Source organism: Verrucosispora sp. WMMA2121, from assembly GCF_027460185.1.
Taxonomy (GTDB): Bacteria; Actinomycetota; Actinomycetes; order Mycobacteriales; family Micromonosporaceae; genus Micromonospora; species Micromonospora palythoicola.
Genome location: NZ_JAPZBH010000004.1, coordinates 1,061,262 through 1,085,935, shown reverse-complemented (window position 1 = coordinate 1,085,935; position 24,674 = coordinate 1,061,262). Strand labels below are relative to the sequence as shown.

20 protein-coding genes and 1 pseudogene are annotated in these 24,674 nt (G+C 71.3%); 7 read left to right on the top strand and 14 right to left on the bottom strand.

Going from position 1 to position 24,674, the window contains the following annotated elements; genetic code table 11:
* The first annotated feature begins 138 nt into the window (after positions 1-138).
* Positions 139-1,431 carry a cell division protein PerM gene (locus O7605_RS05690; protein WP_269738228.1) on the top strand — a complete coding sequence of 431 codons (1,293 nt, stop codon included), beginning with the start codon at positions 139-141 and terminating at the stop codon, positions 1,429-1,431.
* Between the two features lie 128 nt (positions 1,432-1,559).
* Here the strand turns inward: O7605_RS05690 and O7605_RS05685 are convergent, their stop codons facing one another.
* Both O7605_RS05685 and O7605_RS05680 read right to left on the bottom strand, forming a co-directional pair.
* On the bottom strand, positions 1,560-2,264 hold the full coding sequence (locus O7605_RS05685; RefSeq protein ID WP_269738227.1) for a DUF4190 domain-containing protein: 705 nt from the start codon (positions 2,262-2,264) through the stop codon (positions 1,560-1,562).
* A gap of 7 nt (positions 2,265-2,271) precedes the next feature.
* Complete coding sequence (locus O7605_RS05680) at positions 2,272-2,571, bottom strand: CD225/dispanin family protein (RefSeq protein WP_269738226.1); 300 nt, start codon at positions 2,569-2,571, stop codon at positions 2,272-2,274.
* A 154-nt stretch (positions 2,572-2,725) separates the two neighbouring features.
* On the opposite strand from O7605_RS05680, the pseudogene purN reads away from it, so the two are divergent.
* Both purN and purH read left to right on the top strand, forming a co-directional pair.
* A pseudogene (gene purN / locus O7605_RS05675) lies at positions 2,726-3,337 on the top strand (phosphoribosylglycinamide formyltransferase); the annotation flags it as partial.
* Positions 3,338-3,340: 3 nt separating this feature from the next.
* Positions 3,341-4,912, top strand: a complete 1,572-nt coding sequence (purH, locus tag O7605_RS05670; RefSeq protein ID WP_269738726.1) for a bifunctional phosphoribosylaminoimidazolecarboxamide formyltransferase/IMP cyclohydrolase — start codon at positions 3,341-3,343, stop codon at positions 4,910-4,912.
* 76 nt (positions 4,913-4,988) lie between these two features.
* Here the strand turns inward: purH and O7605_RS05665 are convergent, their stop codons facing one another.
* The 6 genes from O7605_RS05665 to O7605_RS05640 form a co-directional block, all read right to left on the bottom strand.
* Positions 4,989-7,358, bottom strand: a complete 2,370-nt coding sequence (locus tag O7605_RS05665) for a putative bifunctional diguanylate cyclase/phosphodiesterase (RefSeq protein ID WP_269738225.1) — start codon at positions 7,356-7,358, stop codon at positions 4,989-4,991.
* 93 nt (positions 7,359-7,451) lie between these two features.
* On the bottom strand, positions 7,452-8,480 hold the full coding sequence (locus O7605_RS05660; RefSeq protein ID WP_269738224.1) for an ABC transporter ATP-binding protein: 1,029 nt from the start codon (positions 8,478-8,480) through the stop codon (positions 7,452-7,454).
* Positions 8,464-9,501 carry an ABC transporter ATP-binding protein gene (locus O7605_RS05655; RefSeq protein ID WP_269738223.1) on the bottom strand — a complete coding sequence of 346 codons (1,038 nt, stop codon included), beginning with the start codon at positions 9,499-9,501 and terminating at the stop codon, positions 8,464-8,466. The genes O7605_RS05660 and O7605_RS05655 overlap by 17 nt, the downstream gene beginning before the upstream one ends.
* Positions 9,502-9,508: 7 nt before the next feature.
* Entirely contained in the window at positions 9,509-10,465 is a 957-nt protein-coding gene (locus O7605_RS05650) for an ABC transporter permease (RefSeq protein ID WP_269738222.1), read from the bottom strand.
* Between the two features lie 21 nt (positions 10,466-10,486).
* Positions 10,487-11,425 (bottom strand): ABC transporter permease, encoded by a 939-nt coding sequence (locus O7605_RS05645; protein WP_269738221.1) that lies wholly within the window; start codon positions 11,423-11,425, stop codon positions 10,487-10,489.
* Between the two features lie 81 nt (positions 11,426-11,506).
* A complete protein-coding gene (locus O7605_RS05640) occupies positions 11,507-13,111 on the bottom strand; it encodes a peptide ABC transporter substrate-binding protein (protein WP_269738220.1) in 1,605 nt (534 codons plus the stop codon).
* A 508-nt stretch (positions 13,112-13,619) separates the two neighbouring features.
* Here O7605_RS05640 and O7605_RS05635 point away from each other — a divergent pair.
* The gene (locus tag O7605_RS05635) at positions 13,620-14,480 is read left to right on the top strand and encodes a bifunctional methylenetetrahydrofolate dehydrogenase/methenyltetrahydrofolate cyclohydrolase (RefSeq protein WP_269738219.1); all 861 of its coding nucleotides are present in this window, start codon (positions 13,620-13,622) and stop codon (positions 14,478-14,480) included.
* Positions 14,481-14,560: 80 nt separating this feature from the next.
* Positions 14,561-15,511 carry a malate dehydrogenase gene (locus O7605_RS05630; RefSeq protein WP_269738218.1) on the top strand — a complete coding sequence of 317 codons (951 nt, stop codon included), beginning with the start codon at positions 14,561-14,563 and terminating at the stop codon, positions 15,509-15,511.
* 68 nt (positions 15,512-15,579) lie between these two features.
* Here O7605_RS05630 and O7605_RS05625 read toward each other — a convergent pair whose 3' ends face one another.
* Positions 15,580-16,353: a TetR/AcrR family transcriptional regulator gene (locus O7605_RS05625; RefSeq protein ID WP_269738217.1), complete on the bottom strand. Its 774-nt coding sequence runs from the start codon at positions 16,351-16,353 to the stop codon at positions 15,580-15,582.
* Between the two features lie 82 nt (positions 16,354-16,435).
* Here O7605_RS05625 and O7605_RS05620 point away from each other — a divergent pair, with 82 nt between their 5' ends.
* A complete protein-coding gene (locus O7605_RS05620; protein WP_269738216.1) occupies positions 16,436-16,834 on the top strand; it encodes a VOC family protein in 399 nt (132 codons plus the stop codon).
* A gap of 184 nt (positions 16,835-17,018) precedes the next feature.
* Positions 17,019-18,236 (top strand): NADP-dependent isocitrate dehydrogenase, encoded by a 1,218-nt coding sequence (locus O7605_RS05615; protein ID WP_164447792.1) that lies wholly within the window; start codon positions 17,019-17,021, stop codon positions 18,234-18,236.
* 343 nt (positions 18,237-18,579) lie between these two features.
* On the opposite strand, the gene galT is transcribed toward O7605_RS05615, so the two are convergent.
* The 5 genes from galT to O7605_RS05590 form a co-directional block, all read right to left on the bottom strand.
* Positions 18,580-19,656, bottom strand: a complete 1,077-nt coding sequence (gene galT, locus O7605_RS05610) for a galactose-1-phosphate uridylyltransferase (protein WP_269738215.1) — start codon at positions 19,654-19,656, stop codon at positions 18,580-18,582.
* The gene (locus O7605_RS05605; RefSeq protein ID WP_269738214.1) at positions 19,653-20,441 is read right to left on the bottom strand and encodes a DeoR/GlpR family DNA-binding transcription regulator; all 789 of its coding nucleotides are present in this window, start codon (positions 20,439-20,441) and stop codon (positions 19,653-19,655) included. Before O7605_RS05605 ends, galT begins: the two co-directional genes overlap by 4 nt.
* A gap of 91 nt (positions 20,442-20,532) precedes the next feature.
* Positions 20,533-22,062 carry an adenylyl-sulfate kinase gene (gene cysC / locus O7605_RS05600; RefSeq protein ID WP_269738213.1) on the bottom strand — a complete coding sequence of 510 codons (1,530 nt, stop codon included), beginning with the start codon at positions 22,060-22,062 and terminating at the stop codon, positions 20,533-20,535.
* Between the two features lie 196 nt (positions 22,063-22,258).
* Positions 22,259-22,831 (bottom strand): DM13 domain-containing protein, encoded by a 573-nt coding sequence (locus O7605_RS05595; RefSeq protein WP_269738212.1) that lies wholly within the window; start codon positions 22,829-22,831, stop codon positions 22,259-22,261.
* Positions 22,832-22,877: 46 nt separating this feature from the next.
* Complete coding sequence (locus tag O7605_RS05590) at positions 22,878-24,473, bottom strand: glycosyltransferase family 2 protein (protein ID WP_269738211.1); 1,596 nt, start codon at positions 24,471-24,473, stop codon at positions 22,878-22,880.
* Between the last annotated feature and the right edge of the window lie 201 nt (positions 24,474-24,674).

Genomic DNA, 24,674 nt, shown 5'->3' with positions numbered 1-24,674 from the left:
GGCCCCTGTGCCGAGGCTAGATGAGGCGGTGCCCGCCCACGCCGGATCAGACGAACTCGGGTGTTCGGCGCGCCGCTGCCCGACACGACGGGCGGTGTCGGGCAGCCGGGGCCGGCCCGGCATGCCAGAGTAGAGCCGATGTCGTTTGTCACCCCTGACCAGCCTCGCCGGGCCACCGACGCCCGTGGCGCCGGTGCCCGGCCACCCGGCCGGGCCGGCCCGCCGCGCCGGGTGCCGGCCCCGCGGGCGGCACCTGCCGGGCGCAGCCACGCGCCGCTCGCGGTCGCCGCACTGGTCGCCGCCACCGGAGCGGCCGTGACCACCTGGTTGCCCGTGGCGCTGGCGCTGTGGCTGTTCCAACTCAGCGAGGACGCCGGCAGCCTGCCCGACGCCGCCCGGGCGGGAGCGGCGGGTTGGCTCCTCGGGCACGGGGTGCCCCTGGTCACGGCCACCGGCCCGCTCGGCCTGGCGCCGCTCGCGGTGACGGCGTTGGCAATGTGGCGGCTGGTCCGGGCCGGGGTGCACGCCAGCCGCGCGATCGGTGCCCGCGGCGGCCGGTCGCCGGGCCGTACGCTCGCCGCCGCCGCTGCCGTCGGCGTCGCGTACGGGCTGCTGGGAGCGCTCGCCGCCGTGTTCGTCGGAGCCGGTGGGCCCGGCGTGTCGCCGGTGCGCGCCGGGCTGACGCTCGTGACGGTCGGCACCCTCGCCGCCGGTGCCGGTGCGGCCCGGACGACCGGCGTGGCGGGGATCTTCGCCGAGCAGACGCCGACGCCGCTGCGCGAGGGCGTACGTGCCGGTCTGGTCGCCGCTTTGGTGCTGCTCGGCGCGGGCGCTGCCGTGGCCGGGCTGGCCGTGGCGACCGGTGGTGGCGACGCGGCCGACCTGATCGGCGCCTATCGAACCGGGGTCGCCGGCCAGGTCGGCATCACCCTGGTCAGCCTCGCGTACGCGCCGAACGTCAGCGTGTGGTCGGCCAGTTACCTGCTCGGCCCCGGCTTCGCGGTCGGCACCGACACGGCGGTACGCACCAGCGAGGTGTCGGTCGGCGCGCTACCGGCGCTGCCGTTGTTCGCCGGCCTGCCCAGCGGGCCGGTGGCCGGGCTCGGCGCGGTCACCGTCCTCGCGCTGCCCGTCCTCGTGGGAATGGCCACCGGTTGGTTGCTCGCGCGCCGCCTACTGCGTCTGGCCACCGCCGAACGGACACCGCTGTCGTGGCGGCGGCTGCTCGGGCCGGCGGCGCTCGCCGGACCGGTGGCCGGTCTGCTGCTCGGCGCGGCGGCGCAGGCGTCCGGCGGGCCGCTGGGCGCCGGCCGGCTGGCGCAGGTCGGGCCGGTCGGTTGGCAGGTGGGGCTCGCGGCACTGCTGGTCACCGGCGCCGGCGCAGTGCTCGGTGCCGCCGCCACCCGCTGGCTCACCCGACCCGCGACCTGACCCTCCCCACCGGACGGCGACGGTGTGCGGGTTCTGGCACGAGGTGGTGCGGTCGAGAATCGGCCCACTGACGCGTCAGGGGCGTCCCGGACGCGCCGGGACGCCCCTGACCGTGGGCCGGCTGCTGATCAGGGATACAGCGCCGACCCGCCGACATTCAGTGCCAGCACCACGATCTGCAGCAGACCGAGCAGCAGCCCGACCGCGCCACAGATCAGGCCGGCGAGGGCCTGACCGGAGTTGCCGGCCAGGCCCTGGTCGGCCTTCTGCTTACCGAGCCAGCCGGTCACGAGGGCGGCCAACCCGAGCGGGATGCCGAGGTAGCAGCAGCTCAACGGAATCGAGGCGATGCCGAGAATCATCGCGACCAGGCCGAGGGTGTTCTGCTGTCCCTGCGTGCCGGTGAAACCCGCGTTCGGGTACATCGGCGTGCCGCCGTACGGCTGCGGGCCGTACGGGTCGGCGTAGGGCTGCCCGTAGCCCGGTTGCCCGTACGCCGGTTGTCCGTAGCCCGGTTGTCCGTACGCCGGGGGCTGCCCGGCGGCCGGTGGGGGACCGGCCGGCGGCGCGTACGGACCGTAGGGTCCGGGGGAGGCCGGCGGCGGAGCCTCCGGTTGCTGACCGTACGGGTCGGCCGGGGGTTGCTGACCGTACGGGTCGGCCGGGGGTTGCTGACCGTACGGGTCGGTCGGCTGGGCGTACGGGTTCGCCGCCGGTGGCGCGTACGGGTTCGCCGGGGGTGGCGCGTACGGGTTGGCCGGCGGAGGCGTGGTCGGGTCCCCGTACGGCGGCTGTTGGCCGTACGGGTCCTGACCGGGTTGACCGGGCTGCATCCGGTGCTCAGAGACCGCTGGCGTTGCTGCCGCTCATCGAGCCCAGCAGGCCGCCGCCCAGGCAGCACACCAGGACGATCGCGATCCAGGCGATACCGACGATCAGGGCCCACTTGGACCACTTCTTCGACTCGGCCGCCGCAGCCTGTGCGCCGGCGTAGTCACCCTGCTGAAGCAGCGGGTTGACCTTCGAGGCGTTGATGATCGCCGGAATGGCCAGCGGCCAGAACAGGAAGATCGCGACGATCGACATTGTCATGTTGTTGTCGACCGACTGCGGTGGCTGGGACTGGTACTCGGGCTGCATGACGACGTGCTCCTCACGGTTGTTCGCTGACGGGTGTGGGACCGGACATGCGCCGGTCCCAAGCGACCGGCAGCGTACCCGGTTTCGGCCAGTTCGGTGGTCACGCGCGCCGCGCTGCCCAGCGGATGGGCACCGGCCAGCGGCCGGATAGGGTGTGCCGGTGAACCAGCCCGCCCGTATCGTCGTCCTCCTCTCCGGCTCCGGCAGCAATCTCCAGGCCCTGCTGGACGCCACCGCAGACCCGGCGTACGGGGCGCGGGTGGTGGCGGTCGGGGCGGACCGCGACGGGATCGCGGGCCTGGACCGGGCCGCCGCCGCGGGGGTGCCGACCTTCGTCGAGCGGGTGAAGGACCACCCGGACCGTGATCGGTGGGACGCCGCGCTCACCGCCCAGGTCGCCGAGCACCGACCCGACCTGGTCATCTCGGCCGGGTTCCTGAAGCTCGTCGGTCCGCGTTTCCTCGCCGCCTTCGGCGACCGTTACCTGAACACACACAACACCCTGTTGCCGGCGTTTCCCGGCATCCACGGCCCGCGCGACGCGCTCGCCTACGGGGTCAAGGTGACCGGGGCGACCCTCTTCTTCGTCGACGCCGGGATGGACACCGGCCCGATCGTCGCGCAGGTGGCGGTGCCGGTACGCGACGACGACGACGTCGACACGCTCACCGAACGCATCAAGGAAGCGGAGCGGAGCCAGCTCGTCGAGCAGGTGGGCCGGCTGGTCCGGGACGGTTGGACGATAACTGGAAGAAAGGTCATGGTCGGCGTGAACTCCATCCAGGACGGGCGTCGCCCGATCCGGCGGGCACTCGTCAGCGTCTACGACAAGACCGGCCTGGCCGACCTGGCCAAGGCGCTGCACGCGGCCGGTGTGGAGATCGTCTCCACCGGCAGCACCGCGTCGACGATCGCGGCCGCCGGGGTACCGGTGACGCCGGTGGAGCGGGTGACGGGCTTCCCGGAGATCCTCGACGGGCGGGTGAAGACCCTGCACCCGGCGATTCACGGTGGGCTCCTCGCCGACCTGCGCAAGGGCGCGCACACCGCCCAGCTCGACGAGCACGGCATCGCCGGGATCGACCTGCTGGTGTCCAACCTGTATCCGTTCCAGGACACCGTCGCCTCCGGCGCCGGCCAGGACGAGTGCGTCGAGCAGATCGACATCGGCGGGCCGGCGATGGTGCGGGCCGCCGCGAAGAACCACGCCTCGGTGGCCGTGGTGACCGACCCCGACGCGTACCCGATGCTGCTGGCCGCGCTCGACGGCGGCGGCTTCACCCTGGCGCAGCGCCGGGCGTTGGCCGCCCGCGCCTTCGCCGACATCGCCGAGTACGACGTGGCGGTCGCCGAGTGGTTCGCCTCGTCGGTGGCCCCGGCCGCCGACGGCATGCCGGAGTTCGCCGGTCTGGCGCTGCGCCGGCAGTCGGTGCTCCGCTACGGCGAGAACCCGCACCAGAGCGCCGCTCTCTACGCCGACCCGGCCGGCCCGGTCGGGCTGGCCCAGGCCGAGCAGTTGCACGGCAAGGAGATGTCCTACAACAACTACGTCGACGCGGACGCCGCCTGGCGGGCCGCGAACGACTTCGCCGATCAGCCCGCGGTGGCCATCATCAAACACGCCAACCCGTGCGGGATCGCCGTCGGCGCGGACGTGGCGCAGGCACACCGCAAGGCGCACGCCTGTGACCCGGTCTCCGCCTTCGGTGGGGTGATCGCCGTCAACCGTCCGGTCTCGGTCGAGCTGGCCGGGCAGATCGCCGAGATCTTCACCGAGGTCGTGGTGGCACCCGGCTACGAACCCGGTGCGGTGGAGACGCTGCGGGCCAAGAAGAACATCCGGCTGCTGCGTGCGCCCGCCTTCCAGTCACGTCCGACCGAGTGGCGGCAGGTCAGCGGTGGCGTGCTGGTGCAGCTACCGGACGCGGTCGACGCCGAGGGCGACGACCCGAGCACCTGGCGGCTGGCCACCGGCGAGCCGGCCGACGACGCCACCCTGGCCGACCTGGCCTTCGCCTGGCGGGCGGTACGCGCGGTGAAGAGCAACGCGATCCTGCTGGCCCATGACGGCGCCACGGTCGGGGTCGGCATGGGGCAGGTCAACCGGGTGGATTCGGCTCGTCTCGCGGTCAGCCGGGCCGGTGCCGAGCGGGCGCGCGGCGCGGTGGCCGCCTCGGACGCGTTCTTCCCGTTCGCCGACGGTCCGCAGATCCTCCTCGACGCGGGCGTCCGGGCGATCGTCCAGCCCGGCGGCTCGATCCGCGACGAGGAGGTGATCGCCGCCTGCAAGCAGGCCGACGTCACCATGTACCTCACCGCCACCCGCCACTTCGCCCACTGAGGCGCGCATCGCGGATGCGAGATCTTGGAAAATTTCCGTGAGCGCGGAACGGAAACTTTCCAAGATCTGGGCCGGATCAGGTGGGCGGTCGGATGGCCGTCACGGGCCGCTGGTGAGCCAGTAGGCCGGCGATGCCGTCGGCGGTCATCGGTCGGGCCAGGTGGTAGCCCTGGCCACGGGTGTAGCCGAGGGCACGGAGCACCGCGACCTGTTCGGCGCTCTCGACGCCCTCGGCGACGGTCTCCAGGCCGAGGGCGTGGGCGAGCTGGATCACCGCCCGGGCCACCGCCTGCCGGGCCGCCGACGCCCCTGCCTGACCGTCGTCGATCTCGATACCGTCGACGAAGGACTTGTCGAGCTTCACGATCGCGGCGGGGAAGGCCCGCAGCAGACTCAGCGACGACTCGCCGGTGCCGAAGTCATCGAGGGAGAGGCGGATGCCCATCCGGTCGAGTTCGAAGAGGGTCCGGGAGACCTGTTGACCGCGCAGCACCGCCGACTCGGTCACCTCCAGCACCAGCCGTTCGCAGGGCAGCCCGCTGTCGGCCAGCGCGGCGGTCACGTCGGAGACGAAGTCGGGATCGTGCAGTTGCCGGGCGGAGACGTTCAGGCCCGCCTCCCGGAGTGCGTCCGGCCCGAACTCCCGGGACCACGCCGCCGCCTGGCGGCACGTCTCGCGCAGCACGAACCGGCCCAGCGGCACGATCAGACCGGTCCGTTCGGCGGCCGGGATGAACTCGGCCGGTCCGACGAGCCCGCGCGTCGGGTGGTGCCAGCGGACCAACGCCTCCACCCCGACCAGCCAGTTGTCGTCGAGCCGCAGGATCGGCTGGTAGACGACCCGTAGCTCGTTGTCGTCCAGGGCCCGCCGCAGTTCGCCGCCGAGCTGCATGTGCGCCAGTACCGGCTCACCCATGCCGTCCACGTAGCGTACGAAGCTGGCCTTCCCGCGCTGCTTGGCCGTGTACATGGCCACGTCGGCGTCCCGCAGCACCGAGTCGACGGTGGCTCCGGGCCCGGCGTCGGCGATGCCGATGCTGGCCTGCACCAGCAGGCGGTGCTGGCTGATCGGCTGGTCGAGTGCGGCCAGCAGCCGGCCGGCCAACTCCTCGGGGTCGGCGTGCGGGCCGGTGAGCAGGACGGCGAACTCGTCACCGGCGACCCGTACCGGCAGGCCGTCGTCGCCGACCTCGGCCCGCAGCAACTCGGCGACCGACACGAGCAGCCGGTCACCGACGCCGTGCCCGAGCAGGTCGTTGACGGTCTTGAAGTCGTCCAGGTCGACCAGGAGCACCGACGCGGGTGTCGTGGCGGTGAGTGCGGACGCGAGCCGGTCCCGGAACAACGCCCGGTTGGCCAGCCCGGTGAGGCCGTCGTGGCTGACCTCGTACTGCAGGCGCTCCTCCTGGAGACGGGTGTTGCGCAGCAGCCGGGCGTTCTCCCGATAGGCGATGAACTGCCGGACGCTGACCAGCGCGGTCACCACCACGGCGGCGATCAGGACCACCCGGACCGACCAGGTCAGCGGGGCGCCGAACGCGACGGCGAGCAGCGGCACGTCGACCGCCACCACCGCCAGGTACGGCAGCAGCACGCCGTTGGGGGTCCGATCGCGGCGGACACCGAGACGGGCCCGCCACTGCGCCCGGACACCGAGGGTGAAGAAGACCGGGGTCAGCGGCATCACGACCGCCTGGGCGGGAATGCCGGCGACGTACCCGTACCGGACCGCCAGCACGGCGACGATCGCGGCGGTGACGCCGCCGCTGGCCGCGACGAACCGCAGGGCGACCCGGTCGACCGGACCGCCGGCGACGAAGGACACCTTCGTCGCGGCGCCGACCGCGACCAGGAAGGCGAGCCCGACCAGCGCCATCGCCTGCCGGCTCCACGCCTCGTCAGCGGTCAGCATCGGGGCCAGCCCGATGTAGCAGAGCAGGGCCGCGCAGCCGAGGAACGCGATCGTGCGGTCGAGCAGGATGCGCCATCGCTCGACACCGCCGGTCTCGGCGACCGGCACCCGGGCCACTGCCCAGATGGCGACGACGAATCCGATCGCCACGCACGCCGCCGCCGGCAACGGCATGCTTCGGGTACGGGCCTCGGCGGCGTGCGTCAGCATGTCCAGCGCCAGCCAGCCGTACCCGATGGTGATGGTGACCGCCGCGACGAGGAGCGCACGCCAGAAGCGTCGGGTGACCGGGTCGAGGTCGGCGTGGCGGAGCAGGTGTACGACGGACCCGGCGGCGAACACCCCGCCGACCGGAACGAACAGGTACGCCAGCGCCTCGGTGCCGGCACCGACCGTGAAGTTCGCGACGCACCAGGCGGTGCCGAGTGCGGCGACCGCCACGGTGGCCTGCACGAACCGCACGGTGATCCGACTGTTCGTCGCGGCCGCCCCGACCGTGGGGCCCGTCGTCGGTCGTAGCGCCACCTGCGTCACGGCTGTAGACCCTAGTGAGTGAGCACCGGATCGCCATCCGTCATCGGGTGCCTCTTCGATGCCGCAGTATCCACTGGGGAGGGAGGTTCGTGCTCACCGTCCCGGGCGGAGTTCGGCGAAGTGGCAGGCCGAGGGGTGCGGGTCGGCGGCCCGCGGCACCGCCTGCGGGTCCTGGGTGGCGCAGATGTCCTGGGCCTTCCAGCACCTGGTACGGAAGTGGCAGCCGCTCGGCGGGTCCGCCGGGCTCGGCACGTCACCACGCAGCCGGATGATGCTGCGATGTCCCCGCGCATCCGGGTCCGGCACCGGTGCCGCGGAGAGCAGCGCCTGGGTGTACGGGTGGGTGGCCCGATCGTAGATCTCGTCCTCGGTGCCGATCTCCACGATCCGGCCCAGGTACATCACCGCGATCCGGTCGGAGATGTGCCGCACCACCGACAGGTCGTGCGCGATGAAGATGTAGGACAGGCCCAACTCGTCCTGAAGCTCCTCCAGCAGGTTGATCACCTGCGCCTGGATGGAGACGTCCAGCGCGGAGACCGGCTCGTCGCAGACGATCACCTCGGGCCGCAGCGCCAACGCGCGGGCGATGCCGATGCGCTGGCGTTGACCGCCGGAGAACTGGTGCGGATACCGGTTGATGTGTTCCGGGTTCAACCCGACGACGTCGAGCAGTTCCTGGACCCGTCGCTGGCGGCTGCCCTTCGGGGCCGCCTCCGGATGGATCTCGAACGGCTCGCCGATGATGTCGCCGACGGTCATCCGTGGGTTCAGCGAGGTGTACGGATCCTGCATCACCATCTGCATGTTGCGTCGGATCCGGCGCAGCTCACCGCCGGAGGCGGCGAACAGATCCCGACCGGCCAGGGTGGCGCGTCCGGCGGTCGGTTTCTCCAGCCGCATCAGCAGCCGGGCCAGCGTGGACTTGCCGCAGCCCGACTCGCCGACGATGCCCAGCGTCTCGCCCCGGCGCAGTTGGAAGCTCACCCCGTCGACGGCCTTGACCGCACCGGTCTTCTTCTTGAACACCACTCCCTGCGTGATCGGGAAATGCTTGACCACGTGGTTGACGTCGAGGAGGGTCTCGCCGCGAACCGTGGTGGGGCTAGCCGGCGCGGTCATCACGTACCTCCTGGGCGAAGTGGCACGCGCTGGTCCGGCCGTCGCCGAGGACCAGGTCGTGCGGCACCACGTCCACACAGACCTGCTGCACGTACGGGCACCGGGGGTGGAAGGGACAACCGCTGGGGATGCGCATCAGGTTGGGTGGCAGGCCACGGATGGTGGACAGCCTTCCGCCCCGTTGGTCCAGGCGCGGGATCGAGTCCAGCAGACCCTTGGTGTACGGGTGGGCGGGCGCCCGATACAGCGAGCGGACGTCGGCGTGCTCGACGATCCGGCCCGCGTACATGACCGCGATCCGGTCCGCGACGTCGGCGACCACACCGAGGTCGTGGGTGATCAGGATCATCGCCATGTCCAGGTTCCGCCGCAGGTCGGCGAGGAGGTCCATGATCTGGGCCTGCACGGTGACGTCCAGCGCGGTGGTGGGCTCGTCCGCGATGAGCACCTTCGGCTCCATCGCCAGGGCCATCGCGATCATCACCCGCTGCCGCATGCCGCCGGAGAACTGGTGCGGGTAGTCCCCGATCCGCCGTGCCGCCGCCGGGATCTGCACCAGGTCCATCAGCTCCACCGAACGGCGGCGGGCGTCCGCGCGGGACATCCCGAGTCGCTGGCGTAGCGTCTCGCCGATCTGCCAGCCGACGGGGAAGACCGGGTTCAGTGCGGAGAGCGCGTCCTGGAAGATCATCGCGATCTCCTTGCCCCGGATCTGCCGGCGCTGCTCCTCCGGCAGGCCGAGCAGGTCGCGGCCGGAGTAGCGGATCTCGCCCGAGCTGATGTGTGCCGGCGGGGTGTCCAGGATGCCCATGATGGCCTGGGCGGTGACGGACTTGCCGGAGCCGGACTCGCCCAGCACCGCGAGCGTCTCGCCCGGGTCCAGGTGGTAACTGACCCCGTTGATCACCTTGGCCACACCCTCGCCGGTGCGGAACTCGACGTGCAGGTCGCGCACCTCCAGCAGGTGCCCGCCGGGCGGAGTGGGCGAGGCCGGCGTCGGCCGTACGGCGTGCTGACTCATGAGGGGATCACCGGAGCTTCGGGTCGAAGGCGTCGCGGATCGCGTCGCCGAGCATGATGAAGGCCAGGACGGTCAGCGCCAGGAAGGTCGACGGGACCACCAGCGGGGTCGCCGACTCCCGCATGTGCACCCGACCGTTGTTGATCTCGATGCCCCAGGAGATGGTGGGCTCCCGCAGCCCGATGCCGAGGAAGGACAGCGTCGCCTCGGCGGCGATGAACGAGCCGAGCGCGATGGTCAGTACCACGATGGCCGGGGCGAGCGCGTTCGGCAGGATGTGCCGCCACATGATCCGCCCGTTGCCGGCCCCCAACATCCGGGCCGCGGCCACGTAGTCCTGCTCCCGGGCGGTGATCACCGAGGAACGGACCACCCGGGCGGCGGTGGTCCAGCCGAGCACGGCCAGCACGAAGATGACCGCGGCGACGCGTACCGTGGCGCTGTCGCTGCCGATGCGCTTGAGCAGGACGATCGCGGCCAGCAGCAGCGGGATGCCGAGCACGATGTCGATCACCCGGGAGAGCACCGCGTCGACCCAGCCGCCGAAGTATCCGGCGAGCATCCCCACGACCAGCGCGATCAGGCCGGTGAACAGCGCGCTCAGCGCACCGACCAGCAGCGACGCCCGAGCGCCGTAGACCGCCCGGGCGTACGTGTCGCAGCCCTGGAAGTCGTACCCGAAGATGGCTCCGCCGGAGGGCGCCGCGTGCTGCCGGGACAGCACGCAGTCGGCGGGGTCGTTGCTGGTGAACAGGCCGGGCACGGCGGCCATCGCGGTCACCAGCAGCACCAGGAGCAGGCTGATCCAGAAGATCGGCTTGCGGCGCAGGTCGCGCCAGGCGTCACCGGCCAGGCTGCGCGGCTTGCGGGGGCGCCCCACCTGGTTCGGCGTGCCCGGCTCCCCGGAGGGCCCACGCCGCGCGGCCTGGTTCTCCGACGCCGCCACCGTCTCGAAGTCGCTCACGCGGCTGCCACCTCGCTGTGCTCACTCATAGCGGATCCTCGGGTCCAGGACGGCGTACAGGATGTCGACCACCAGGTTGGCGACCAGGTAGACCACGACGAGCACGCTGACGATGCCGACCACCAGCGGGCCGTCCTCGGTGCGGATGCCGCGGAAGAGGTTGAAGCCGACGCCGGGAATGTTGAACACACCCTCGGTGATGATCGCGCCGCTCATCAGGTTGCCGACCTCGACGCCGAGGAAGGTGATCACCGGGATGAGCGAGTTGCGCAGCACGTGCACGCTGACCACCCGCCGGTTCGGCAGGCCCTTCGACCGGGCGGTGCGTACGTAGTCGGCGCGCAGGTTCTCGGCCACCGAGGTACGGGTCAGCCGCAGCGCGGTGGCCAGGGAGAGTGAGCCGAGCACGATGCCGGGCAGCAGCAGCGCGTAGAAGTCGGGGTCGGCGCCGGCGGTGGGCGGGAAGACCTGCCACTTGACGCCCAGGAAGTACTGCGCCAGCGGGGCGAGCACGATCGTCGGGATGCCGAGCACCAGCAGGGTCAGCAGCAGGGTGGCGTTGTCGAAGATGCTGGCCCGCCGGATGCCGGCGAGGACGCCGGCGGTGACGCCGAAGATGACCGCGACCGCGATGGCGATCAGGGCCAACCTGATGGTGACGGGCCAGGCGGCGGCGAGGATGTCGCCGATCGACCGTCCGGTGAGCGACTCGCCCAGGTCGCCGCGGAGCAGGTTGGAGATGTAGTCGAAGTACCGGTAGAAGAAGCCGCCGACGCCGGTGGCGTCCAGGTGGTACTTCTCCGTGAGGTACGCCCGCTGTGCGGCGGTGACCGGGCGCTCGCCGGCGAGCGCCTGGATCGGGTCACCCTGACCGGCGAACATCAGCGCGTAGACGATCAGCGTGGTCCCGAAGAAGGCCAGGACCATCTGGAGCAGACGCCGCACGATGAAGCGGAACATACTTGGCAGTCTCTCTGAAAAGGTGCGAACCGCGTGGCGGGTCGGGTCACCTCGCGATGACCCGACCCGCAAGCGTGGGTGTTACCTGATGGCTTCGATCTTGGTCAGGTTGACCCGGTCGAAGAGATCCATCTCGACGTTCTTGACCTTCGTCGAGTGACCGAAGTTGTTCTGGCCGAACCGCAGCGGTACGACCGGCAGGTCCTCGGCCAGCAGGTCCTCGGCCTCCTGGTACTTCTTGATCGCCTCCTCCTCGCTGGGGGCGCTGGCGCCCTCGGCGAGCAGCCGGTCGAAGTCCGGGTTGCTGTAGCCGTAGTAGTTCGACGAACCGTTGGTGCTGTACAGCGGGCCCAGGTAGTTCTCCATGGACGGGTAGTCCATGATCCAGCCCATCCGGAACAGGCCCACCGGCTGCTTGGCCTTGACCTTGGTCAGCAGGTCGGCGAACTTGGGCTCGGCGCTGCCGACGCAGTCCACGCCCAGGTTGGCCTTGAGCTGGTTGCAGGTGGCGTCGATCCAGTCCTTGTGACCACCGTCGCCGTTGTAGGACAGGGTGATCTTCGACGGTCCGCCGGCGGCCTGGTAGAGCGACTTGGCCTTGGCCGGGTCGAACTCACCCGCGGCGCCGACGGTGTTCTCCCGGTAGCCGGCGACGGCCGGGGAGACGAACGCGCGGGCCGGCTGCTGCGAGTCCTTGAAGATCGACCGGGTGATCTCCTCGCGGTCGATCGCCATCGAGATGGCCTTGCGCACGTCCGGGTTGCTGAACTCCTCCTGGAAGGTCGGGAACGCCAGGAAGTGCAGCGAGGACGCCGGGCTCTGCAGGAAGCGGTCGCCCAGGTCGGTGCCGGCGGTGGAGAGGTTCTCCGTCGGGATGGTCTTGATCACGTCGAGGTTGTCCGACAGCACGTCCGCGTACGCCGCGGTGAGCTGCTGGTAGATCCGGAACTCGACGCCGGCCACCTTCGGCTGCTCGCCGGGGAAGGCGTCGTACCGCTCGACCTCGACCTTGGCGTCGTGCTGCCAGGTGCCCTTCATCTTGAACGGACCCTGGCCGATCGGCGCCTGCTCGAAGCCCTCGGCCAGCTCGCCGGGAGCGCTGAACGCGGCCTCCGGCAACGGGTAGAAGGCGGTGTAGCCGAGCATCGACTTGAACTCGCTGTACGGCTGCGAGAGCGTGACGGTGAAGGTCAGGTCGTCGACCTGCTTCAGCCCGCTGAGCGTCTCGGCCTTCGGGTTCTCACCCTGCAGGTCGTCGTAGCCGGCGATCTTCTCGAAGAAGTAGCTGGAGTTCTGCCCGTTCGGCGCGTACGCGCCGTAGTTCCAGGCGTCGACGTAGTTGTCGGCGGTCACCTGCTCGCCGTTGTGGAAGGTGTAACCGTCCTTGAGCTTGACCGTCCAGGTGGTGTTGTCCTCGGACGTGATCGACTCGGCGGCCACCTCGTACGGCTTGTGGGCCTCGTCGTAGTCGACAAGCGGGCTGAACAGGGCGGCGAGCACCTGGGAGCCACTCGTCTCGTTGGTGTTTGTCGGCACCAGGTGCTGCGGCTCGGCGATCTCGATCCGCACGGCCGCGTTGGGGTCGCTCTCGCCGGATCCGCCGTCGCCGCCCGAGCCGCAGGCCACCAGGCCCAGGGTCACCGCGAGCGGGAGGGCGGTCCAGGCGGCGAGCCTACGAACACGCATCTAGCCTCCTCATCTCCATTACGCTGCGCAGTCGGGCCCGGCATTGGGTGACGCTGCGCAACGACCGGCAACGGTAGGTCGAATGCCGCAGCTCGGCAACGCAGTGGTTGCGAAGGGGTAACGGAATGCCACCCCCGGTCTTGTCGGTCTGCTGGGTCCGTGCTACGCGAATCCGCGTCTACCTGCTCTGAGGTGCGGTGGTATGACGTGGCTCGGTGGCGTCGGAGGCAGGTTGGGGTGGCCTGGTGGTGACTCGACATGATCGTCGGATTGTGCGCCTTCGTGCCCCACAGTCCGGAATCGCTGTGCGGCGCCACACAAGCCGTCACGCTAGGTGATTAACACCACGTAACTATAAGTAGTCGGGGCCCGGCTGGCGCCCCCGGCAGGCGCCACCCCCATCACCACGCCGGGCCACCGAGCCGCTCGCCGGGTGCCGACCGTGGCCGACCGGTCGGGTCGCCGAGGTCGGGGGAGCCGGTGACCGTGGACGTGAGACGATCTGCTCGTGACGGCGACGCTTCTGGACGGCAAGGCGACCGCGGCTGAGATCAAGGACGAGTTGCGGGCGCGGGTGAAGGCGCTGGCGGAACGGGGGACCGTGCCAGGGCTCGGCACGGTGCTGGTCGGGTCCGACCCGGGCTCCCAGGCGTACGTCAACGGCAAGCACCGGGACTGCGCCGAGGTCGGGATCGCCTCCATCCGCCGCGAGTTGCCGGCCGACGCCACCCAGGCACAGGTCGACCAGGTCCTCGCCGAGCTGAACGCCGATCCCGCCTGCCACGGCTACATCGTCCAACTGCCGTTGCCGGCGCACCTGGACACGCAGCGGGTGCTGGAGCTGATCGACCCGGACAAGGACGCCGACGGCCTGCACCCGGTCAACCTGGGTCGGCTGGTGCTCGGCTACGACGCGCCGCTGCCCTGCACCCCGCGCGGCATCGTGGAACTGCTCCGCCGGCACGACGTTCCGCTGCGCGGCGCCAACGTGGCCGTGGTCGGCCGGGGCAACACCGTCGGGCGCCCGCTTGGGTTGCTGCTGACGCGGCGAAGTGAGAACGCCACCGTCACCCTCTGCCACACCGGCACGCTGGACCTGGCCGCGCACACCCGGGCCGCCGACGTCGTGATCGTCGCGGCGGGGGTGCCCGGCCTGCTCACCGTGGACATGGTCACCCCTGGTGCCGTCGTGGTCGACGTGGGCATCACCCGGGTGATCGGCGCGGACGGCAAGGGCCGCTACACCGGTGACGTGGACCCGGACGTCGCCGAGGTGGCCGGCAAGCTGGTGCCGATGCCCGGTGGTGTCGGCCCGATGACCCGCGCGATGCTGCTCACGAACGTCGTGGAGCGGGCCGAACGCCCATAACCGTCCGCCCCTGGCCCGATCGGTGCCAGGATGGCTGATACGGTCCGGAAAACCGACTGGTATCAGGGAGTGGGACGACCATGGGTAAGAAGGTCACTGTCGTCGGGGCCGGGTTCTACGGCTCCACCACCGCGCAGCGCCTGGCCGAGTACGACGTCTTCGACACCGTCGTGATCACCGACATCATCGAGGGCAAGCCCGCGGGCATCGCTCTCGACCTCAACCAGTCGCGTGCCGTGGAGGGCTTCGAGAGCAAGGTGGTCGGCGTCACCACCGGCCCGAACGGTGAGGGCTACGAGGGCATCGAGGGCTCGGACGTGGTCGTCATCACCGCCGGTCTGCCGCGTAAGCCCGGGATGAGCCGGATGGACCTGCTGGAGACCAACGCCAAGATCGTCCGCCAGGTCGCCGAGAACGTGGCCAAGTACGCACCGAACGCCGTGGTCATCGTGGTCTCCAACCCGCTGGACGAGATGACCGCGTTGGCCCAGATCGCCACCCAGTTCCCGCGCAACCGGGTGCTCGGCCAGGCCGGCATGCTGGACACCGCCCGGTTCACCAACTTCGTCGCCGAGGCGTTGCAGGTACCGGTGAAGTCGGTGAAGACGCTCACCCTGGGTTCGCACGGCGACACCATGGTTCCGGTGCCGTCGCAGAGCAGTGTGAACGGCAAGCCGCTGCGTGAGGTGATGCCGGCCGAGCAGATCGAGGACCTGGTCGTGCGTACCCGCAACGGTGGCGCCGAGGTGGTGGCGCTGCTCAAGACCGGGTCGGCGTACTACGCGCCGTCGGCGGCGGCGGCCCGGATGGCGAAGGCCGTCGCCGAGGACTCGGGCGAGGTCATGCCGGTCTGTGCCTGGGTGGACGGCGAGTACGGCATCTCCGGTGTCTACCTCGGGGTGGAGGCCGAGATCGGTGCCCAGGGCGTCAAGCGCGTGGTGGAGACCGACCTCGACGCCGACGAACTGGCCGCTCTCAAGAAGGCCGCCGAGGCCGTCCGCGCCAAGCAGGCTGACGTCGCGTCCATGTGACCCCGACGAGGGGAGCTGACCCGGAGGTTCGCGTCTCGGACAGTTGATCCGAGAGGCGAACCTCCTGGTCATTGCGGCGGTTGGGCGGTGGCGATCAGGGTGGTCAGGCCGTCGAGGACGCGGGTCAGGCCGAACTCGTACGCCTGGTCGGGGTGGTATGCGGCGTTCTGCGCGGCACCGGCCGCGGCGCCGACCCGGACGGCGGTCGGGAAGCGCCGCTCGTCGAGCACCTGCGCCAACAGGGGCGCGTTCGCCGTCCACCACTGTTCGTCCGTCCAGGCGCTCGCCTGCTGGGCGGAGCGCGACTCGGCCGCCGAGCGGGCGGCCGCCCGCACGAAGTCGAGGACGAAGGTCAACGCGGCGTCGCGGGCCACGTCGTCCAGCCCGGTGCCGTCGAAGGCACGCAGCTCGTACTCGTACTTGGCCATCTGGCCCGGCCCGAGCGGCGGGCGGCCGGTGGCGACCTCGGCCGCCCAGGGGTGGGCGGTGAAGAGGGCCCGGTTGTCCGCCGCCACCGCCGCCACCCGCGCCCGCCAGGGGTCGCCGGAGCGGTCCGGCCGGGGCATGCCGGTGTAGAGGGCGTCCAGCATCAGGTCGAGCAGCTCGGCCTTGCCCGGAACGTACGTGTAGAGGGTCATCGGCGCGACGCCGACGGCCTGGGCGAGCGCGCGCATGGTCACCGCGTCCAGCCCTTCGGTGTCCGCCAGCTCGATCGCGGCGGTCACGATGTCGTCGAGTGAGCGGCCCGGGCGGGGGCCGCGACGAGGGACGTCGCCGGTCTGGCGCCAGAGCAGGCGCAGGGTGTGAGCGGGGTCTCCGCCTCCGGTGCGGTGGTCGGGCACCCCACGATCTTCGCAGGTCGGCTCGCCGTACGCAGTACGTTGTACAATGTACGTAGTTATTGTCTCCGCACAGGGGGTGCGCGTGCAGATCACGGCATCGGCGATCTCGCTGAACGTCGAGGACGTGCCGGCCTCGGCCGCGTTCGTCAAGCAGTACTTCGGATTCCACGAGCAGATGTCCGCCGACGGCTTCGTCTCGCTGGCCCGGGACGACGTCGGGTTCAACCTGATCTTCCTGCGTACCGGGTTGGCCAGTCTCCAGCCGGAAAGCCTGCGTACGCAGCGGGCCGAAGGGGTGCTCGTCGCCTTCGTCGTCGACGACATCGACGCCGAGTACGCCCGGCTCACCGCCGCCGGGGTGCCGATCGCCACCCCGATCCAGACCGAGCCGTGGGGTGAGCGCTTCTTCCAGGTCATCGATCCCAACGGGGTGCTCCTGCAACTCGTGCAGTGGGTGCACGGGCCGGAGGTCGCTGACTGAGCCGGTCGGTCCGGGTGCTGGTGTGCACCGGGCCCGGCGGGGGTACTGCCTCCCCGGGCCCGGTGCCCGTCCGTGGCGCCGGCGCCGCCGGTGCGGATCGACCGGCGGGCGCGGCGTTCCTCGTCCGAGCCGATCCAGTACGCTCGTACTGCTTGAGCATGTCACCCGAGAGGAGCGCCGGCCGATGGCGAAGATCAAGGTAAACAACCCGGTCGTGGAGCTCGACGGCGACGAGATGACCCGGATCATCTGGAAGCAGATCCGGGAGCAGCTGATCCTGCCCTACCTCGACGTCGACCTGCACTACTACGACCTCTCGATCCAGCACCGCGACGCCACCGACGACCAGGTGACCGTCGACGCCGCCAACGCCATCGCCGAGCACGGCGTCGGCGTCAAGTGCGCCACCATCACCCCGGACGAGGCCCGGGTGGAGGAATTCGGGCTGAAGAAGATGTGGCGGTCGCCGAACGGCACCATCCGCAACATCCTCGGCGGCGTGGTCTTCCGCGAGCCGATCATCATGTCCAACGTGCCGCGGCTCGTGCCCGGCTGGACCAAGCCGATCATCATCGGCCGGCACGCCCACGGCGACCAGTACAAGGCCACCGACTTCGTGGTCCCCGGCCCGGGCACGGTGACCATCACCTACACCCCCGCCGACGGCTCGGAGCCGGTCGAGATGGAGGTCGCCAACTTCCCCGGCGGCGGCATCGCGATGGGCATGTACAACTACGACGACTCGATCCGGGACTTCGCCCGCGCCTCGTTCCGCTACGGCCTGGACCGCAACTACCCGGTCTACATGTCCACCAAGAACACCATCCTCAAGGCGTACGACGGGCGGTTCAAGGACATCTTCGCCGAGGTGTTCGAGAACGAGTTCAAGGCCGAGTTCGACGCCGCCGGGCTCACCTACGAGCACCGGCTGATCGACGACATGGTCGCCGCCGCGCTCAAGTGGGAGGGCGGCTACGTCTGGGCCTGCAAGAACTACGACGGTGACGTGCAGTCCGACACCGTCGCGCAGGGCTTCGGCTCGCTCGGCCTGATGACCTCCGTCCTGCTCTCGCCCGACGGTCGCACCGTCGAGGCCGAGGCCGCCCACGGCACCGTCACCCGGCACTACCGGCAGTGGCAGAAGGGCGAGAAGACCTCGACCAACCCGATCGCGTCGATCTACGCCTGGACCCGGGGCCTGGCCCACCGGGGCAAGCTGGACGACACCCCGGCGGTCACCGAGTTCGCCAACACCCTGGAGCAGGTCATCGTCGACACCGTCGAGGGCGGCCAGATGACCAAGGACCTCGCGCTGCTGATCTCCCGCGACGCTCCGTGGCAGACCACCGACGAGTTCATGAACACGCTCGACGAGAACCTGGCGCGCCGCCTGGCCGCCTGAGGCTCACCCGCGGTACGCCGAGCCCGCCGGCCCGAGCGCCGGCGGGCTCGGCGTATCCCGGAACGGCGGCGTGTCGCGACCGGACGCGCCAGCCGGCGTCACTTCGTCCGGCGCGCCTCGTTGACCTGGGTGGACGAGATGCCAGTCCCGTCCAGGAAGGTTGACCGTCGCCACCGCGCGACGCGCGTGCCCAGCAGCCAGCCTTCCCGGCTGTCGAGTACAGCCAGCCGTCCCTTCCCTGCGGGGGGCCCTGTCCCGGGCCCCCCGCGCCCTGCTGTCCTCAGCCCCGGCCGGCGCAGGACACCGGGCGCGGGCCGGCGCGGTGCCCTGCGCCGACCGTCCGTCACACCGCGCGCAGTAGCTCGGCGGCCCGTTCCGGGGCGATGTCGTTGATGAAGACCCCCATGGCCGACTCCGAGCCGGCCAGGTACTTCAGCTTGTCGACGGCCCGCCGGACGCTGAACAGCTGCAGGTGCAGATGCCCCAGCTCCCGCCCGACGCGTACCGGTGCCTGGTGCCAGGCGGCGATGTAGGGCATGGGCGTGTCGAACAGCCCGTCGAAGCGACGTAGCAGGTCCAGGTAGAGCGGCCCGAACGCGTCGCGTTCCGCGTCGCTGAGCGCCGGCAGGTCGGGCACCGCCCGGTGCGGCGCGAGGTGCACCTCGAACGGCCACCGGGCGGCTGCCGGGACGTACGCCGTCCAGTGCTGGTTCGCCGCCACCACCCGCTCGCCGGTGGCGCGTTCGGCGGCCAGCACGTCGGCGTAGAGATTGCCGCCACCGGTGCGCTCGGCGTGTCGGCGGGCCGCGTCCAGCAGCGACCGCGTCCGGGGGGTGATGAACGGGTACGCGTAGATCTGCCCGTGCGGGTGGTGCAGCGTCACCCCGATCTCCACGCCCCGGTTCTCGAAGCAGAAGACCTGCTCGACGCCGGGGAGCTTGCCGAGCACCGTGGTCCGGTCGGCCAGCGCGTCCAGCACGGTACGCACCCGGCCCGGCGGCAGCGCGGCGAAGGAGGCGTCGTGGTCGTCGGTGAAGCAGACCACCTCGCAGCGCCCCTGCCCCGGTCGGGCCGCGGTGAACGGGGTGATCGCCGCCGGCTCCGCCACCACCCGCTCGCTCAGCGCCGGGAACCGGTTCTCGAAGACCGCGACGGCGTACTCCGGGGCCGGGATCTCGCTGAGCCGGTCCGCCGTCGAGGGGCACAGCGGGCACTGGTCGGCCGGGGGGAGGAAGGTCCGAGTCTGCCGGTGCACCGCCAGCGCCACCCACTCGTCGGTGAGCGGGTCGTAGCGCAGTTGGGAGGCGGGTGGGGGAGGCGGCAACGGGCGCCGGTCCGGCTGGTCCCGGACGGCGTCGTCGCGCTCGTCGAAGTAGATCAGCTCGCGGCCGTCGGCCAGGCTGATCGCCGTACGCTTCATCGGGGTGTCCCGCCGTCGGGGACCGGCACGACGATCAGCTCGCCGACCCGGTCGCTGAGCAGTCGTCGGGCCTGCGGCGTCAACCGGTCGTCGGTGACCAGCACATCCGCCGTGCCCAGGTCGGCGATGGCGGAGATGCCCACCGTCTGCCACTTGGTGTGGTCGGCGAGCACCACCAACCGGTCCGCCGCCGCGACGAGCGCCCGGTTCGTCTCGGCCTCGGTCAGGTTCGGGGTGGTGAAACCGGTCCGCTCGGTTATCCCGTGCACGCCGAGGAAGAGCAGGTCGAGGTGCAGGGTGCGGACGGCGCCGACGGCAAGCGGCCCGACCAGGGCGTCGGAGGGAGTGCGTACCCCACCGGTCAGCACCACCGTCTGGTCGGCGCGGCCCCGCTCGTGCAGGATGTCGGCCACCGGCAGCGAGTTGGTCACCACGGTCAGCGCCGGCACGTCGACCAGATGCCGGGCCAGCTCGGCGGTGGTGGTGCCGGCGGAGAGCGCGACCGCCGCTCCGGGGCGGACCAGCTGGGCGGCCCGCGCCGCGATCGCCGTCTTCTCGGCCTGCTGGCGTACCGACTTGGCCTGGAATCCTGGCTCGTCGGTGGCGCCGGCGACGGTGGCGCCACCGTGCACCTTGGCGAGCAGCCCACGTTCGTGCAGCAGGTCCAGGTCGCGGCGGACGGTCATCTCGGAGACGCCGAACTCGGCGGCCAGCTCGCCGACGCGTACGCCGCCGGTCACCCGGACCCGGTCGAGGATCGCCGTATGGCGTTGCCGCGCGAGCATCGACCCTCCTCGTTGTCACATGATCGAACGCAGTCGAACAGAAACAAACACTAGCGCGCGGAGTCGATCACCGGAAGGGCGATCCCCGGCGTCAGAGCGCGGGCAGGCGCGGCTCCACCCAACCGGTCTCGGTCAGGTGGTGCAGGACGCGCTGCACCGCTTCGTCGACGGCCAGATCGGTGGTGTCCAGCACCAGATCCGCGTCGGTCGGCTCCTCGTACGGGTCGTCGATGCCGGTCATCCCGGTGAGCAGTCCCGCCCTGGCCCGGGCGTACAGGCCCTTGCGGTCGCGCTTCTCGCAGACCTCCAGTGGCGTGGCGACGTGCACCAGCACGAACCCGGCGCCCGCGGCCACCGCCATCTCCCGGGCGGTCGCCCGGGCCTGGGCGTACGGGGCGATCGGGCAGCAGATGCCGATCCCGTGGTGCCGGGCGATCTCGGCGGCGACCCATCCGATCCGTCGCACGTTCGTGTCCCGGTCGGCCCGGCTGAAGCCCAGCCCGGCGGTCAGCTCGCGACGAACCACGTCGCCGTCGAGCAGCGTGACCGTACGCTCGCCCTCCTCGCGCAGCGCGTCGGCGAGCCCCCGGGCGACGGTCGACTTGCCGGAACCGGAGAGCCCGGTCAGGAACACCACCAGGCCACGGTGCCGCCGGGGCGGCCGGGCCCGACTCAACTCCTTGGCCACCGCCGGAGGGGTGTGCCACTCGGGCAGCGGGAAACCACGGTCCAGCAGGTCTTCGATCTCCGCCTGGCTGAGCGCCAGTCGCCGGTTGCGCGGCGGAATGTCGTCGCGCCAGCGCCACTGGCCGTCCCGGTTGTCGTAGGCCAGCTCGCGGGGCACCAGCACCCGCAGGCCGGCCCCGGAGAGCATCTCGCCGGTGGAGAGCAGGTGGGTGACGCCGTACGCGGCGGAGACCCGGGCCAGCAGCAGGGCGTCACTGATCTCGTCGCGTCGACGGGAGAACGGCACGGCGACCAGGGTCGCCGGAGGCATCCGGTCCCGGGCGGCGAACACGCTGCGGACCAGCGCCTCCGGCGGCAGTCCGCCGGTGCCGTCCTCGCCCACCGGAATCATGATCAACAGGTGGGCGCTCAGGGTGCGTACCGCGTGCGCGATCTGGGCCAGCTGCGGCCGGTGCAGCGGGCGGTCGGCGACCACCCCGAGCACCCGACCCGGCGGCAGCAACGCGCGGATCTCCTCGGGCGTACGCCGCAACCGCTGGAACGGGCCGTGAGCGCCGTCGCCCAGCCGGCGCACGGTGCCGCCGACCCCGGCCACCGCGTCGCGGATCGGCCAGACGTCGGCCACCTCCAGGGCCGCCATCGGTGCGCCCTCGCTGTCGGTGAGCACCAGGGCCCGACGGGCCGGGTCGGTGAGGTCTAGCTGCTGCGCCAGCGTCGTGGGCACCTGCAGGGTGACGGCGACCGGCCACGGGGTGCCGTCGACCAGCCGGCCCCGGCGGCTGACCGAGACCAGGTCGGCCCGGGTCATGAAGCCGGTCAGCGGCGCGTACGCACCGATCAGCAGCAGCTCGAGATCCGCGAGCTCACCGGGACGCGGCGTGTACGTCGGTGCCTCCCGCAGCACCTCGTCGGGCAGCACCCACCCGTTGCTCATCAGACCCCCAACTCCGGCGACCGGCACACAGTTTCGCAGCCGGCCGCCGATCGGTCGAGAGCGCCACCACGTCCGCCGGGCCGCCGGCGCCGACGGGTGCCCGTCGTCCCGTCTATCGACTGCTCACCCCGGCCGGCAACCGAGCAGGCGGTGCCCGGTCGCCGGTCGCTCCGTGCGACGTCGTACCCGCGCGACCTCAGCCCAGGGTGGCCGCCCCGAACGAGACCGCGAAACGCTTGCACCAGATGGAGACGCTTGTCAGGTCGGTCAGCTTGACGTCGTCCGGGATCGCGTAGCCCTGGTCGCCGCGATTGCCCTTGAGCCGTCCCAACTCGACCCAGCGGCCGTCGTCGAACACGTGCCACCCGTCCCGGCCCTCGATCACCGGCTGGTCGGTCAACCAGACCCGCAGGTCCGGGCCGTTGGAGGTGTTCAGACCGACCAACTCCAGCCGGTGCCGCCCGTCGGCGGTGCGCACGATGCGCGCGCTGCCGGAGGTGTCGTGTTCGTGACTGACGAAATCGCCGGAGCTGACCAGCGTCGCCGCCGGGGCGTCGGGGGAGGCGGGCGCGGCGGAACCGGTCGGTACGGCGGAACCGGTCGGTGCGGCGGAGTTCGCCGGGGTGGCTACCGTCGTCAGTCGTTCGGACACCTCGGCGTCGGTCAGCAGCTTCCAGGGCTGGAACCAGTACAGGCCGAAGGCCGAGCCGGCGGCCAGGACGGTGAGCGCGATCCACGTCAACGGGGTACGGAACAGGCGACTGAGCATGTTTCCAGTCTTTCGCGGCTGGTCGCGGCGTGTCAGCCGGCAAACCTTACGAACTGCGAACCGATCGCCCGGGACCGCGGGAGAGACGGCGGCGAACGGCCCGCTTCAGCCGCTGCCACGGGCCGGTCCTGACCGGCGGGGGAGCCGGGCGTGGCGGCGGCTGCCGCGTGTCGAGCACCACCGGTCGGGCACCGTCGGCGGCGCACGACACGGCCAGCGGCAGCGTCGCGTCGACCTCGCACCCGGAACCGGTGAGCCGCGCCTTGAGGATCCAGTCGCCCTGGGTACGGCCACCGTCGAGGGTACGGAAGTCGATGCTCGCCCGCCCCCGCCACATCAGGCGCAACCCACCCCAGCGATGCGGTACGCGATCCACGTCGAAACTCACCGGCAGGTAGAACTCGTCGCCGTCGACGACCCGTCGGGCGACCACGTCGAGCCGGGGCCGGCGCAGCTCGTCGGTGGCCGCCAGCAGCTCGTCCGAGCAGTCGAGCAGGTCCGCGGGCACCTCCTCGACCGGCAGATCCAGCAGCTCCCGACCGTCCGGGGTGCGGTCGTACGAGACGGGTCGGTCACCGCTGCGCAGCCGACCGGAGACGGTGACGTCGAGCGTGTGTCCCGTCAGCTCGTACGTCTTGAGTCGGACCTTCGCCACGACGCCGGTCTCCCACTCGGCGATGCGGAACAGATCCTCGACCCGGCCCCGTTCGACCAGGCCGGCGATGGTTCGCTCCAACGCCGGCAGCCCGGCGGCCACCCCCGGCGCGAAGCGTTCCCGGATGGTCCGCCGCGCCTCCGTCACCACCTGGTCGACCCAGTCACGAGGTGCGGTGCGCAGCCGGTCGCCACGCAGCCGGCGGAGCATCTCGATCCGCAACCAGCGCTGGTGCAGCCGGTCACGCAGCGGACCCGGCTCGGTGTGTGCCTCGACGATGTCGAGGACCTCGCGCAGGCTTCGGAAGTAGTCCTCCGGTTCCATCCGGGCGGCGGTGAGGTTGTCGCCGCCCGGCCGCCGGGAGTGGTGGTAGCAGGTGTAGTCGGCAAGCACGCAGGTGCGACGGGAGAGCAGGTAGGCCCGGGTGACCAGGTGATGATCCTCCAGCCGTTTCCGGCCCTCCTCCGGGAACCGCAGCTCGTGCTGGCCCAGGAACGCCCGGCGGAACATCTTGTGACAGGTCAGGCTCTCCATCAGCGGCGCGTCGGCAAGCCTGGCATCGGGCCGGTTGACCCGGAACAGTTCCCGCGGCACCGAACGACCGTGGCCGGCGATCCTGCCGATGGCGACGTCCGCCCCGTTCTCCGCCGCGTACCCGGACAACCGGGCCAGGGCCTCGTCGGCGAGCCAGTCGTCATCGTCGACGAACTGGACGTACTCACCCTTGGCGCGCGTCACACCCAGGTTGCGGGGGCGTGAGGGCCAGCCGGAATGCTGGGCGTGCAGTACGTGGAAGTGTGGGTGGGCCGCGGCCAGCGCGTCCAGTCGAGCCGGGGTGGCGTCGGTGGAACCGTCGTCGACGAAGATCACTTCGAAATCGCTCGTCGGCAGTGACTGACGCAGCAACGACGCGACGAGCCGGTCGAGACATTCGCCCGGGTTGTACGTCGGCACCACCACGCTCACCTTGAGCGCCCCAGCGGTCATGGTCCTCCCGTCACCCGGTGTGGCCGCCGCGCCGGGCGGACGGCGGGGGGTCCATTGTGTAACAGACCACCCGTCGCGGCGGGACAGGATGTCCGCCGATCATGTCGAGCCCGGCGCGTGACGTGGTCGATCTCCCTAGGGGGAGCGGTGGGCCGGTATCAGGGGAAACGGGGGTTGCTTCCGGAGCGCGGCGGATCGTCC